The organism is Saccharopolyspora flava (assembly GCF_900116135.1).
GTDB lineage: Bacteria > Actinomycetota > Actinomycetes > Mycobacteriales > Pseudonocardiaceae > Saccharopolyspora > Saccharopolyspora flava.
The window spans coordinates 325,888-340,397 of record NZ_FOZX01000003.1 but is presented as its reverse complement, the minus strand read 5'-3'; the positions used below and the strand labels follow the sequence as shown (position 1 = coordinate 340,397).

The 14,510-nt window shown below is 71.3% G+C and carries 7 protein-coding genes and 1 pseudogene; 3 read left to right on the top strand and 5 right to left on the bottom strand.

What is annotated here, in order from left to right:
• Positions 1–32 precede the first annotated feature (32 nt).
• The 3 genes and pseudogenes from BM424_RS29725 to BM424_RS11655 form a co-directional block, all read left to right on the top strand.
• A pseudogene (locus BM424_RS29725) lies at positions 33–5,288 on the top strand (SDR family NAD(P)-dependent oxidoreductase); the annotation flags it as partial.
• The gene (locus BM424_RS11660; protein WP_093416121.1) at positions 5,285–6,475 is read left to right on the top strand and encodes a cytochrome P450; all 1,191 of its coding nucleotides are present in this window, start codon (positions 5,285–5,287) and stop codon (positions 6,473–6,475) included. The pseudogene BM424_RS29725 and the gene BM424_RS11660, both read left to right, overlap by 4 nt.
• Before the next feature lie 13 nt (positions 6,476–6,488).
• Positions 6,489–7,691 (top strand): cytochrome P450, encoded by a 1,203-nt coding sequence (locus BM424_RS11655; RefSeq protein ID WP_093416117.1) that lies wholly within the window; start codon positions 6,489–6,491, stop codon positions 7,689–7,691.
• Positions 7,692–7,742: 51 nt separating this feature from the next.
• Here BM424_RS11655 and BM424_RS11650 read toward each other — a convergent pair whose 3' ends face one another.
• From BM424_RS11650 to mhpA, 5 genes are all read right to left on the bottom strand, one after another.
• Complete coding sequence (locus BM424_RS11650; RefSeq protein ID WP_139274048.1) at positions 7,743–8,600, bottom strand: methyltransferase domain-containing protein; 858 nt, start codon at positions 8,598–8,600, stop codon at positions 7,743–7,745.
• A 20-nt stretch (positions 8,601–8,620) separates the two neighbouring features.
• On the bottom strand, positions 8,621–10,453 hold the full coding sequence (locus tag BM424_RS11645) for an FAD-dependent monooxygenase (protein ID WP_093416112.1): 1,833 nt from the start codon (positions 10,451–10,453) through the stop codon (positions 8,621–8,623).
• Between the two features lie 99 nt (positions 10,454–10,552).
• Positions 10,553–11,590, bottom strand: a complete 1,038-nt coding sequence (locus tag BM424_RS11640) for a methyltransferase (RefSeq protein WP_217649685.1) — start codon at positions 11,588–11,590, stop codon at positions 10,553–10,555.
• 81 nt (positions 11,591–11,671) lie between these two features.
• Positions 11,672–12,628 carry a class I SAM-dependent methyltransferase gene (locus BM424_RS11635; protein WP_093416110.1) on the bottom strand — a complete coding sequence of 319 codons (957 nt, stop codon included), beginning with the start codon at positions 12,626–12,628 and terminating at the stop codon, positions 11,672–11,674.
• Positions 12,629–12,647: 19 nt separating this feature from the next.
• On the bottom strand, positions 12,648–14,309 hold the full coding sequence (mhpA, locus tag BM424_RS11630) for a bifunctional 3-(3-hydroxy-phenyl)propionate/3-hydroxycinnamic acid hydroxylase MhpA (protein WP_093416107.1): 1,662 nt from the start codon (positions 14,307–14,309) through the stop codon (positions 12,648–12,650).
• Positions 14,310–14,510 lie beyond the last annotated feature (201 nt).

Here is a 14,510-nt window from a genome sequence, read left to right as displayed (position 1 = left end):
TCCCTGGTTTCGAGAAGGAAGGCACACCGGCCATGCCCGACGAAGAGAAGCTCGTTGAGTACCTGAAGTGGGTCACCGCCGACCTGCACAAGGCCCGTCAACGGCTGGAGGAGGTCGAGGCCGGCAAGCACGAACCGGTCGCGATCGTCGGTCTCGCCTGCCGCTTCCCCGGAGGGGTGCGCACGCCGGAGGACCTGTGGGAGGTGCTGGAGTCCGGCCGCGACGCGATCTCGGGCTTCCCGACCGACCGCGGCTGGGACCTGGGCACTCTCGCGGGCGGCGACGACGGTCGCAGCGCCACCCTGCAGGGCGGTTTCCTCTACGACGCCGCCGAGTTCGACCCGGGCTTCTTCGGGATCTCCCCGCGCGAGGCGCTGGCGATGGACCCGCAGCAGCGGCTGCTGCTCGAAACCACCTGGGAGGCGGTCGAACGCGCCGGCATCGACCCGTCTTCGCTGCGCGGCAGCCGCACCGGCGTGTTCGTCGGCACCAACGGCCAGGACTACGGGCACGTGCTCATCGGCTCGCAGGAGGACGTCGGCGGGCACGCCGGGATGGGCACGGCGGCCAGCGTGATCTCCGGCCGCGTCGCCTACACCTTCGGTTTCGAGGGACCGGCGGTGACGGTGGACACCGCGTGCTCCTCGGCGCTGGTGTCGCTGCACCAGGCGGCGCAGGCGCTGCGCGGCGGCGAGTGCTCGCTGGCGGTGGCGGGCGGGGTCACCGTCATGGCGACCTCCTCGAACTTCGCCGGGTTCACCCGGCAGGGCGGCCTCGCCCCGGACGGGCGGTGCAAGGCGTTCTCCGACGACGCCGACGGCACCGGCTGGTCGGAGGGCGTCGGCGTGCTGCTGGTGGAGAAGCTCTCCGACGCCGAGCGCCACGGGCACCCGGTGCTGGCGGTGCTGGAGGGCAGCGCGGTCAACCAGGACGGCGCCTCCAACGGCCTCACCGCCCCCAACGGTCCCGCGCAGCGCGAGGTGATCCGCGCGGCCCTGGCCTCCGCCGGACTCGGACCGTCCGATGTGGACGCGGTGGAGGCGCACGGAACCGGGACGACCTTGGGCGATCCGATCGAGGCGCAGGCGCTGCTGGCGACCTACGGGCAGGAGCGCGAGCAGCCGCTGCGGATCGGGGCGATCAAGTCCAACATCGGCCACACCCAGGCCGCCGCCGGTGCCGCCGGGGTCATCAAGATGGTGCTGGCCCTGCGGCACGAGCTGCTGCCCAAGACCCTGCACGTCACCGAACCGTCGGGGCACGTCGACTGGTCGGCCGGCAGCACCCGGCTGCTCACCGAGCCGGAGGCCTGGCCGCGCGGCGAGAAGCCGCGCCGCGCCGGGGTGTCCTCGTTCGGCGTCAGCGGCACCAACGCCCACGTGATCCTCCGCGAAGCCCCCGAACCGGCCGACGAACCCGCCCCGACGGGCACCGGCCCGGTCCCGCTGGTGGTCTCGGCGAAGTCCCCGGCGGCGCTCGACGCCCAGCTCGAGCGGATCCGCGCGCTCGACGCCAACCCGCTCGACATCGGCCACTCGCTGCTCACCACCCGCACCACCTTCGACCACCGCGCAGTCCTCCTCACCACCGAAGACGACCCCCTCGAAGCAGCCCGAGGCGTCGCCAGCACTGGGCCCCTGGCAATCCTGTTCTCCGGCCAGGGCTCCCAACGCCTCGGCATGGGCCGAGACCTCCATACCCGCTACCCGGTCTTCGCCGAGTCCCTGGACGAGGTCCTGAACCACCTGGATCCCTCGGTCCGCGAGGTGATGTGGGGCGAAGACGAGGAAGCCCTCAACCAAACGGGCGTCGCCCAACCGGCCCTGTTCGCCATCGAGGTCGCCCTCTATCGCCTGATCGAGTCCTTCGGAGTCCGCCCGGATCACGTGGCAGGCCACTCGATCGGGGAAGTCGCCGCAGCCCACGTAGCGGGCGTGTTGTCCCTCCAGGACGCCTGCACGTTGATCTCGGCCCGAGCCTCGTTGATGCAGGCCCTGCCTTCGGGCGGGGCGATGGTCGCGGTCCGCGCGACCGAGTCCGAGGTCCTGCCGTACCTAACGGGTGAACCTTCTGCGGTCAAAAACTCCCAGATTCAGGGGGACGAATACCGGAGTATTCGACCCGACGAAAACTCCGGTATTCGACCCCACGAAAATGGCAATTCTCAATCGGGTGTCATCTCGTTGGCGGCGGTCAACGGGCCTGAGTCGGTCGTGTTGGCTGGGGACGAGGACGCCGTTCTTGAGGTCGCTAAGAACTGGGAGTTCAAGCAGCTCAAGGTTTCTCATGCTTTCCACTCGGCTTTGATGGAGCCGATTCTGGAGGAGTTCCGAGACGTTGTTGAGGGGTTGTCGTTCCGGGAGCCTCGGGTTCCGGTGGTGGCTTCGGGGGATGTGACTTCGCCTGAGTTTTGGGTGCGGCATGTTCGGGAGGCTGTGCGGTTCCACGACTTCGTGACGTCGTTGCGGGGGAGCGGGGTCACGCGGTTCCTGGAGGTGGGGCCGGACGGGGCGTTGTCGGCGATGGTCGACGGGTGCGTTCCGGTGCTGCGCAAGGATCGCGGCGAGGACGTGGCGTTCCTGACCGCGCTGGCCCGGCTGCACGTCTCCGGCGTCGCGGTCGACTGGACGCCGGTGTTCGCCGGGACCGGGGCGCGGCGGGTCGAGCTGCCGACGTACCCGTTCGACCGCGAGCGCTACTGGCCGGAGTCGGCGATCGACCCGCGCGCCGCGTTCGGCAAGCTCGACGAGCCGCGAGGCGCGCTGCACCGCCTCGACTGGGTGAGCACCGACGTCGGCACCGCCTCCTCCGGCGCGCGCTGGGCGATCATCGGCAACGACGAGCTCGACCTCGCCCACCTGCTCTACAGCGCCGGCCAGACCGTCACCGGCTACGGCGACACCCTCGCCGACGCCACCGGCGACACCGGCATCGCCCCCGACGTCTTCCTGGTGACGCTCTCCGGCGGCCACGCCGCCGCCGACGCGCACGCCCTCGCCGAACGGGTCCTCGGCCTGATCCAGGAAGCCCTCGCCGACCCGCGCTTCGACCGCGCGCGCGTGGTGTTCGTCAGCCACGGCGCCACCACCGGCGAGGACCTGGCCTCGGCCACCGCGTGGGGCCTGGTGCGCTCCGCCCAGTCGGAGAACCCGGGACGGTTCCTGCTCGTCGACTCCGACGGCGAACCGCTGTCGGCCGCGACCCTGCCCGAGCTGATCTCCACCGACGAACCGCAGGTCCTGGTGCGCGGTGGAACCACCCACGTCGCCCGTCTCACCGCGCTCCCGCGCGCCGAAACCCCGCACGGCGACTGGGATTCCGAGCGCACCGTGCTCATCACCGGCGGAACCGGCGGACTCGGCGCCGAACTCGCCCGCCACCTGGTGACCCGGCGCGGCGTCCGGCACCTGCTGCTGGTCAGCCGCCGCGGCGGCGACGCCCCCGGGGCCGCCGAGCTGCGGGCCGAACTCGCCGAGCACGGCGCCACCGCGACCACCGCGGCCGCCGACGTCGCCGACCCCGACGCCGTCGCGACCCTGCTCGCGTCGATCCCGGCCGACCACCCGCTGGGCGCGGTCGTGCACACCGCCGGGGTGCTCGACGACGGGCTCGTCGACGCGCTCACCCCGCAGCGGCTCGCCGACGTGCTGCGCCCCAAGGTCGACGGCGCCTGGAACCTGCACCGCGCCACCAGCGAGCTCGACCTGTCGGCGTTCGTGCTGTACTCCTCGGTCGCCAACGTCCTCGGCGGCGCCGGGCAGGGCAACTACAGCGCCGCCAACGCCTACCTCGACGCCCTCGCCGCCCACCGCCGCGCCGCCGGGCTCCCGGCCGTGTCGCTGGCGTGGGGCCCGTGGACGCAGACGGGCGGCATGACCGGCGAGCTCAGCGACGCCGCGATGGACCGCATCACCCGCTCCGGAATGCCACCCCTGGCACCCGAGCAGGGCCACGCCCTGTTCGACGCCGCTCTCGACGCGGACGCGTCCCTGCTGGTCGCCGCCCACGTCGAGACCGGTTCCCGCGGTCCCGTCGCCCCGCTGCTGCGCGGCCTGCACCCCGACGAACCCGCCGCCCGGCCCTCCGGCGCGGCCGCGGTCACCGTCCGGGACCGGCTGCGCGACGCCGACCCGGGGGAGCGGGAGGGCATGCTGCGCGACCTCGTCGTGGGCATGTCGGCCGCGCTGCTCGGGCACCCCGATCCCAGCGCCGTCGACCCCGAACGCGACTTCCTGGAGCTGGGTTTCGACTCGCTGATCGCGGTGGAGCTGCGCAACCAGCTTTCCGAGCAGCTCGGCGTGCGGCCCTCCAGCTCGATCGTGTTCGACAGCAAGACGCCCGCGCAGCTCGCCAAGACCCTGCTCGGCGAACTCGGCTCCCTCGACGGTCCCAGCGCCGCACCGGTCGCGGGGCTGCGGGCGACCGCCGACCCGGGCGACACGCTGCACGGTCTGTTCATGCAGTCGGTCAGCTCCGGCCAGACCCTGCAGGGACTTCAGGTCCTCAAGCACGTCGCCCTGCTGCGGCCGCAGTTCGAAAACCCCGCCGAGCTCGAGGAACTGCCCACCCCGGTGTCGATGGCCGACGGCCCGAAGCAGCCCAAGCTGATCTGCATCAGCGCCCCCGGCGCCACTGCGGGCATCCACATGTACGCGCGGCTGGCTGCGCAGCTGCGCGGCAAGCGCGAGGTGGCGGCGCTGCCGCTGGTCGGTTTCGAACCCGGCGAACCGCTCCCGGCCACCGGTGAGGCCGCCGCGCGCTGGGTCGCCGAGGCCGTGCTGCACGCCAGCGACGGCGAACCGTTCGCGCTCGTCGGGCACTCCTCCGGCGGCACGCTGGCCTACTTCGCGGCCGCCGTGCTGGAGGAGACCTGGGGCATCACGCCCGAGGCGGTGATCATGCTCGACACGCTCAGCCTCCGCTACGACAGCCACGAGGGCATGGACTTCGACGCGGTGACCGCCAACTACTTCAACACCATGGAATCCCCCGCGGTGAGCCTCAACAGCGCCCGCCTGTCGGCGATGGCGCACTGGTTCGTCCGCATCGTCGACATCGGACTGGAGACCTCCGCGCCGAAGCTGCTGGTCCGCTGCGCCAAGGAGGTCGACGGCACCGACCTGGTCATCACCGGCCAGGACGTGGCCGTGCCGCACGACGCGATGCGGCTGGTGCAGACCGACCACATGTCGATGGTGAAGGAGGACTCCGACCTGACCGCGCAGGTGATCGAGGACTGGCTCGGCACCCGGACCCTGACCGCGAACGCACCCGGAGAGGTGTCATGACCGCAACGCACGAAGAAGAGCTCCCCCTGGTGGGGGTCGAACGGCCGTCGATCCTCAGCTTCAGCCAGGTCCGCCTCGACCTGCAGCAGAAGGCACCGGTGTGCCGTATCCGCACGCCCGCCGGTGACGAGGCGTGGCTGGTGACCCGGCACGCCGAGGTCAAGGAGCTGCTGCAGGACAACCGGCTCGCCCGCTACCACCCGGACCCGGCCAACGCGCCGCGGTTCCTGCGCAACCCGATGCTGGACATGCTCGTCACCGACACCGACGTGGAGACCGAGCGCCAGGTCCACGAGGAGAAGCGGGTCCTCTACACCAAGAGCTTCGCGGCCCGCCGCGTGCTCGACCGCAAGTCGCGGGTGGAGGCCATCGCGCACGCCAAGATCGACGAGATCATCGCCGCCGGTCAGCCCGCCGACCTGCACGAGATGTTCTCCACGGTGTACTCGCAGAACGCGCTGTGCGACATGATCGGCATCCCGGAGGACGCCCGCGAGGAACTGCTGACCCAGATGGACCGGGTCGGCGCCGTCGACCGGGAGCACGCCGAGGGCGGCATGGAGTCGGTGTTCGCCTTCGCCGCCGAGGTCGGCAGGCGGCGCCGCGACGACCCCGGCGACGACGTCATCACCCGGTTCGTCGAGAGCGGCCTGACCGACTCCGAGATCGGCATGCACGTGGTGGTCCTGCTGTTCACCGGCCTGGCCGGGCTGGTCAGCCACCTCGACTTCGGGGTGCTGCTGTTCCTGCTCAACCCGGAGCAGCGGGAGCTGGCGATGAACGACCCGGAGATCATGGCGCGCGCCGTCGACGAGGTGATGCGGGCGACCATCGGCAGCCCGGTGCTGCCGCGCTACGCCAGCGAGGACATGGAGATCGGGGGAGTGACGATCCCCTCCGGTGACCTGGTGATGCTGGACTTCTCGCTGGCGAACTTCGACGACCGCGTCTACGCCAACCCCGAGCGGTTCGACGTCACCCGCACTCCCAACCCGCACTTCACCTTCGGGCACGGGATGCGCCACTGCACGGGGGCGCCGCTGGTGCGGATCATCATGGCGGTCGGGTTCACGGCCCTGTTCTCGCGGCTGCCCGGGCTGAGCCTCGCGGTGCCGCAGTCGGAGCTGGAATCCCGCGCGGGCGGCAAGCTCGCCGGCGGCCTCGAACGATTCCCGGTCCGCTGGTGAGAGAGGTCCGAAGATGATGGGCGAAGAGCTCCGGGCGTGCCCGTTCCCGATGGCGCGCGACACCGAGCACCGGCTCGACCCGCCTCCCGAGTACCGGCGGCTCCGCGAGGAGGAACCGGTGTGCCGGGTGCGGACCTCGGCCGGTGACGACGCGTGGGTGATCAGCCGCTACGACGACGTGCGGGCCGCGCTCAGCGACCAGCGGCTGAGCTCCGCGGTGGCGCACCCGGGCTACCCGCGGCTGTTCTTCCCGGAACCGGCACCGCCCGGGGCCTTCGTCCAGTCCGACCCTCCCGAGCACACCCGCTTCCGGCGGATGGTGATCGGCCAGTTCACCCGCAAGCGGGCCGAGGAGATGCGGCCCTACCTGCAGGAACTCGTGGACGCGCGGATCGATGCGATGCTCGCGGCGGGACCGCCGGTGGACCTGGTGGCCGAGTACGCCAAGGAGGTCCCGCTGTCGGTGATCTGCAAGCTGCTCGGCGTGCCCTACCGGGATCGGGTGGCGTTCGGCCGGTGGGTGCACAAGCTCAACGAGCCGACCGCGAACCCGTCGGTGAACAAGGGCGCGGCGAGCTCGCTGTTCCAGTACCTGCGCAGGCTCGTGACGGCCAAGGCGAAGAAGCCCACCGACGACCTGCTGGGCTGGCTGGCGGGAAACCACCTCGCCAACGGCGAGATCACCCGCGAGGAGATCACCGCGATGGCGATGATGCTGCTCTCGGCCGGCTACGACACCTCGGCCAGCGCGATCTCGCTGAGCGTGATGACGCTACTGCGGAACCCGGACCAGCTGGCGCGGCTGCGCGAGGACCCGAGCCTGATCAACGGTGCCGTGGAGGAGCTGCTGCGGCACCAGAACATCATGCAGTGGGGCGTGGGCCGGGTCGCGGTGGAGGACGTGGAGATCGCGGGTCGCACCATCCCGGCGGGCGACGGCGTGATCCTGCTGCTGCCCTCGGCCGACCGCGACGACGCGGCCCACCCCGACGCCGACCGCCTCGACATCACCCGCGAGACCGGGATCTCGCTGTCGTTCGGGCACGGCCTGCACAGCTGCGTCGGCAAGTTCCTCACCCGGGTGGAGATGCAGGTCGCCATCGGCACCCTGGTCCGCCGGATCCCCACCCTGGCCCTGGCCACGCCGCTCGAAGACCTGCACTACCGGGACGCGGCGATCACCTACAGCGTCCGGGAACTCCCCGTCACCTGGTGATTCTGGTCCGAACCGCCCGAGATGCCGGGCGGTTCGGACCCCGAACCGCCCTCAGCGGCGCTGGGCCGCAAGCAGGAGGTAGCCGAGCTCCTCGACGTCGATGAGCCCCGGTGCCGGGATGCCCGCCGCCAGCGCGAGCTCCAGGGTCGCGTCGGGGTTGCCGGCGGCCCAGTCCGTCCAGGGCTTGGACATCTCGATGAAGGTGTTGCGGGTGGTGTGGTCGCTGATGTCCCGGATCTCCTCGAAGAGCATCCCCGCGTCCCGCAGCATCTGCGGGTAGTCCTCGACCGGGACCGTGGTGAGCAGCGACGTCTCGCGCAGCAGGTCCACGAACGGGCGGTGAACCTCCGGGATCGGGGCGCGCTCGAAGAAGTCGGTGAGCACCAGGCGCCCGCCGGGCCGCAGCACGCGGGCGATCTCGCCGAGCACCTGCCTGCGGTCCGGCATGTGCATCATGGACTCCAGCGCGAACGCCGCGTCGAACGAGGCGTCCAGGAACGGCAGCCGCAGCGCGTCCGCCAGCTGGAAGTCCAGCCGCAGATCCTCCGACAGGGCAGCGGCTTTCGCCTGCTCGATCTGCGCCTCGCTGACCGTGATGCCGGTGACCCGCGCGCCCGTGCGCCGGGCCGTGCGCAGCGCCGGACCGCCGATGCCGCAGCCGACGTCGAGCACGTGGTGGGTGTCGTCGACGCGCAGCCGGTCGATCACCATGTCGGTCAGCCGCAGCGCGGCGACGCCCAGCGGCGCGTCGTCGTCCTCGTCCTCCCAGTAGCCGAAGTGCAGGTGCTCGCCGAAACCGAAGTTCGGCACCTCCGCCTCGTCGGGCCACAGGTCGCGGGACTCGGCGGCGAACCGGTCGTAGAGCTTGCCGACGGCCTCGGCGTTCGACGTGCTCGTCTGCTCGGACATCATCGGCTCCTCAGAACTGTTCAGGACGTGCCTTGGGTGGCGATGCGGGGAGCGGAACCCGAACGGTCCCCGGGGGTCTCGCGGTGATCGGTGCCGCCGAGGATCCGGGTGAACACCGCGGTCAGCTCCGCGACCGGGTCCTCTGCGGCGTCGCGGCTGCGCCAGGCGACGAACCGGTCCGGGCGGACCAGCACCGCCCCGCGCTCGGTGACGCCGCGGTGCCCGACCCACGCCGAGCGCGGGTCCTGGTAGTCGCCGTCGAGGTGGCCGATGCTCACCGCGTCCAGCGGCAGCTCGGAGCGTTCGACGAGCTCGCGGGCCGCGCCGGTCCAGCGGTCGTCCTCGCCGGCGATGAGCAGGAACCGGCCCGGCCGCACCAGGTCCATGATCGGGAAGCGCCGCCCGTCGGCGTCCTCCAGCTGCGCGTGCGGCAGCGGCTGGCCGGGGCGGGTGCCGGGCTGGTAGTGGCGGATCGGGTCGGGGTTGGAGGGTTCCGGGGTGCCGTCGGGGATCACCGCGTCGGACTCGTAGGTGTACCCGGATTCGAGGTTGAGGGCGTTGAACTCCATCGACTGGCTGGCGATGGCGCGGCGCACCAGCGCGCGGAACGACGCGTCCTCCGGCCGCCCGCTCCACAACCGGTGCAGCGACGTCCAGTTCTCCTCCGGGACGCTGCCCGGGCCCATGCCGACGGTCTCGATCGCCTGCAGGTGGTTGACGATGTTGTTGACGGCCTGCCCGACCGTGCGGCCGGTGACCTTGCGGCGCTCGACCTCGTAGCTGTCCAGCAGTTCCGGGTCGGCCTCGCCGTGGACCACGGCCGCCAGCTTCCAGGCGAGGTTGTGCGCGTCCTGCACCGCCGAGTTCAGCCCGTAGCCGCCGGTGGGCGGGAAGCGGTGCGCGGCGTCGCCGAGCAGGAAGATCCTGCCGTCGCGGAACCGCTCGGCCACCGAGCCGCCCATCGTCCAGCGGGACACGGTGTGCACCGTCATCTCCTGCTCGGTGAGCCCGAGGATGTGGCGCACCTCCGCCAGCACCGACTCGTCGTCGGGGGCGTCGAGGTCGCCGGTGACCGGGCTGGTGTGCACCACCCACTCCTCGGAGTCCGGCCCCCACGAGTCGGGGCCGACGGGCAGCAGCGTTGCGCCGACACCGGTCTCGGGCAGCCACAGCCAGCGCAGCAGGACCTCGGGGTCCGACACCGACTTGGACAGGTCGGCCGACAGGTGCACCGAGACCATGCGGGCGATGTCGTCCACGCCTTCGGAGCCGATGCCCAGCGCCGGGCCGATCATCCGGCCGCCGTCGCAGGCCAGCAGGCACTTGCTGCGCACCCGGTAGGTCCGGTCGGTGGCGCGGTCGCGGACCGTGGTGGTCACCCCGGTGGCGTTTTGCTCGAACGCGGTGACCTCGTGGCCGAAGCGGACCCCGTCCGGGGCGAGCTCGTCGGCGCGCTGCTTGAGCAGCGGTTCGAGGCGCATCTGCGGGAGGTTCGCGGGGCGGCAGGCGCTGGCGGCCAGCCACGCCGGGTTCGCGCCGCCGGCGCCCCACAGCTCCACCTTCGCCAGGCAGCGCCCGCGCTGGGGGTGATCGGTGCCGTCGAGGTACCAGCCCGCGTAGGACATGTTCTGCGGCGGCGTGCCCCGCTCGTAGACGGCGTCGGCGACCCCGGCGTCGCGCAGGATCTCCATCGTCCGCTGGTGGAGCACGTGCGCCTTGGGTTGCGTCGACGTCGTCGGCGCCGCGCTGACCAGCAGCGATTCCACTCCTTGCAGCGACAGCAGGATCGACGCGGTCAGTCCCGCGCCGCCACCACCGACGATGAGCACCGGCACGTCGCAGGGGTCGGTCATGCTCTCCTCCTGCCCGGCCCCGCGCCGCTGCGGCACCGGATTTCAAGGGAAGTCGGGATTTCCATGGAAATCGGGGTCCCGATTTCCATGGAAATCAGGTCAACGGGGTTTGCGGCCGATGACGGCGCCGTCGGCTCCCGCGGCGTCGATGCGGATGACCTCGAGGTCGGCGAAACCGGCGTCGGCCAGCCAGTCCTGGTACTCGGCTTCCGAGTAGTTCTGCCCGCCCGGGTGGCTGACCAGCATGTTCAACCCCATCACCGCGGCGTTGGCGGGGCCGGTGCGGTCGGGGTCGAGCAGCAGCTCGCAGATGAGCACGGCACCTCCGGGTTCGAGCGCGGCGAAGCACTTGTCCAGCAGTTCCCGGTTGGTCTTCTCGTCGCCGCAGTGCAGGACCTGGCTGAGCAGCATGACGTCGTAACCACCGGGCAGGGTCTCGTCGGTGGTGAAGTCACCGGGCACGGCGTCGATGACGTCGGTGAGCCCGGCCTCGGCGATCTTGCGCTCGACCACGGTGCACACGTGCGGCAGCTCGTACACGCCCGCGCGCAGCCCCGGAACCCGCCGGCACAGCTCGATCGGGATGCCGCCCGAGCCGCCGCCGACGTCGAGGAGCCGCTGGTGGCGGCTGAAGTCGTAGGCCGCGCCGAGCTCCTTGCCGGTGTAGCCGGCCAGCGCGTGCATTGCCTCCCAGAAGAAGTTCATCATGAAGTCGTTGGGGGCGAAGACGGTTTCCTGCTGCTGCTCGGGGTCGACGAACATCGACCGGTTCGTGCGCAGCGAGTTCACCAGCTGCTCCCAGCCGGGGTAGAGCCCGCGGTCGTAGAACTGCACGAAACCGCCGAAGAAGTACGGCTTTCCCTTGACCAGGAACTCCTCGGCCATCGCCGAGTTCCGGTAGCGCCCGTCGCGCTTGTCCAGCAGGTCCAACGCCACCAGCGCGGGCAGCAGGATGTCCGCCGGGCGCTGCTGCAGCCCGATCTCGGCGGCGAACTCCTCGGCGGTGACCTCGCGGCCACCGGCGAGGCGGGTGAACACCTCCAGCTCCACCGCGGCCGCGAAGGTCTTGAAGCGCATGAATCCGGTGGTCAGATCGAGCAGTGGCTGCTGGCTGACCGCGTTCGCGTTGTCCGTCAAGACTTCTCCAAGGCGTGGAAGGGCCGGACGAGGTCACGATAGGCGCGCGGGCGTTAGTGAAACGCCCACTGCTTCGGCCGATCAGGGCTTCTTGCGGGCGATGTGGTGCCGGTAGCTGTGGTAGGACTGCTGGGCGCGCCGGGGCCGGATGCGGGTTGCTTCCAGCACCCGGTCGAGAGCGTCGCGATGGCCGACGAAATCGGCTCCGGCGAGGTGACTTCCGCCGCGCCCCATCATGATCCGCGTCTTGACCGACAGCTTCTTCGCGGAGAAGTTCCGGCGGTAGAAGCTGCCCGGTGCCAGGCGTTTCCGGATCGCGGCGCGCACCCGCTCGGTCACGTCGACGTCCTCCAGCCACTCCAGCGGCCCGTCCTCCCGCTTGATCCGGGTGAGCAGCTCGTGGGACTGGTCGATGAACAGGTCGATGTGCGAGAGGTACCCGCCGGGCTTGAGCACCCGCGCGGCCTCGTTCAGGAACCCGCCGAGATCCGGGTAGTTGTGGGAGCTCTCGACGTTGAGGACCACGTCGAACTCGCCGTCGGCGAAGGGCAGGTCCTCGGCGTCGCCCTGCACGAAGCGCAGCCGCTCGCCCCGGGACAGCCGCGCGTTGGCGCGATCGGTGGCGGCCTGCGACAGGTCGAGCCCGACGACCTGCGAGGCGTCGACGACCCGCGACACGAAGTTCAGGCCCTCGCCGAGACCGCACCCGACTTCGAGGACCTTCTTGCCCGCGTAGTCCGACAGCGGGATCGGAATCCGGCGCAGCGCCTGGAAGTACAGCTGCTCGGAGAACCCGTCGGTGCCGTGGTCGTCGAAACCCGGGATGAGCGACCGGATCTCGCGCAGCACCTCGTCGTCGTGCAGGCCCCAGTTCCAGAAGTCGCCCTGGGTGGACCAGGAGGCGACGCCGTTGTAGATCTCCGACACCGCGCCCTTGACCCGCTCCGGCGGCGGGCCGGAGTCGTGCTTGGCGTTGAGCTTGCGGAATCCGGAGCTGAAGTCCTCCGCCGTCGCGGAGTCCTGGGTGCTCGTCGACATGGTGGTCGGCCCTTTCTGGTCAGTGCCGCGGGTCGCGCCGGGCCGCGAGCGGCCTGCGCTGGAGCGACGGCGACCCGGTGATCTGGGCGCGCAGCTCGCGCACCAGCCGGGTGAGGTCGGCGCGGTCGCGCGCCCCGCCGAAGACGTAGAAGTCCGGCCGCACCAGCACGGCGACCTGCCGGGACTCGGCGAGGTACGGCAGGTAGGTGTTGCCGACGTCGACGACCTCGTTCGGTCCCGCGTGCTTGGGGCCGGACCCGAACGGCAGCACCCGCACCAGGTGCGCGCCGAGGTCGTCGAGGAACGCGCGGGACTCCTCGTCGAGCTCTTCGCCCGGGTCCAGGGAGGACAGCAGCACGAAGCCGCGGCCGACCACGTCGTCGAACAGGCCGCGCCGGTCGCCGCGCGCCACCTGGCCCTGCGGCATGAGCTGCCCGGCGGGTGCGGCGATGGTGCGGCCGAGGGACCGCCGCAGGAACCCGTCCTCCAGCGCGAACGACGGCGGGGCGGCCTCCGGCTGGTCCTGCTCCGAGCGGGCGGCGATGAGGTACTCGTCGCGGGCGGCGGCCTTGGCCGGGTCGAGCTCGGAGACCAGCTTGCCCATCTCGATCGAGGCGTCGGTGGTGCGCCGGACCTGCTTGGCGCGCTCGGCGGGGTAGCCGTCCAGCAGGCGTTCGGCGGCCCGGCCGCGCAGGACCAGGTCCAGTCGCCACGCCAGGCTCGCCGCGTCCCGCACGCCCGAGCACATGCCCTGGCCCGCGAACGGCGGCATCAGGTGCGCCGAGTCCCCGGCCAGCAGCATCCGCCCGCTGCGCCACCGGTCGGTCATGGCGGCGGCGAAGGTGTAGACGATGTTGCGGGTCAGCTTCGCGTTCTCCGGGGACACGCCGTGCGGTTCGAGCAGCCGCCACAGGGCTTCCTCGGTGCTGAACTCCTCGACGGTCTCGCCCGGCAGCAGCATGAACTCCCAGCGGCGGTGACCGCGCCCGCTGGCGACGATCGTCGTCGGCCGCGCCGGATCGCAGATCTGCACGTCGGTGGGGTGGAACTCGCGCGGCTCGTGGAACACGACGTCGCACAGCAGCCAGTCCTGGGAGAACCCGAAGTCGTCGACCTGCGCGCCGATGCGCTCGCGGACGAGGCTGTTCGCGCCGTCGCAGCCCACCAGCCACGTCCCGGTGATGCGACCGTCGGCGAGCGCCGGGCCGGACGCGCGGACCTCGACGTGGTCACCGTGATCGGTCAGGTCCTCGACCTCGTGGCCGTAGAGCATCCTCAGGTTCGGCAGCGTCTCGGCGTGCGTCCGCAACGCCGCCTCGTACGAAGGCTGGTGCATGACAGCGGCTTTCGGCCACCCCTGGTGGCCGGGGCGGTAGGGCGCGTCGAAGCTGAGCAGCACCTCGCCCGCCGCGTTGCGGAACTCGTAGACGCCCATCGGCTCGCCGAGATCGTGCAGCTGGTCGCCGATCCCGGCGGCGGCGAAGTTCCTGGAGGTCTCGCCGTCGATCGTGACGACCCGGGGGAACGGGTACTGCTCGGCGTAGCGCTCCAGCACCGCCACCCGCCACCCGCGGTGCGCGAGCAGCAGGGCGAGGGTCAGCCCCACCGGACCGCAGCCGACGATCACCACGTCCGCGTCGGCACCGCGGTCGGAACTGGGGGACTCAGCTGGGATCGACATCTCACTTCCGCTCGAAGTCGGTGGCGCGGACGGCGTTGCGGAGTCAACGGTAGGCGCAGAACACTCGGGGAACTCCCAGTCCTGGAACTCCCGCCGGCGCGGACCTGGTGCTTGCTAGGGAAATTCTCACTACCCCTCGGACTAGCGTCGCGGCTGGTTGCAAGCGACGTCGTCCGGTGCCGAGGCGTCCCGGTTCGCGTG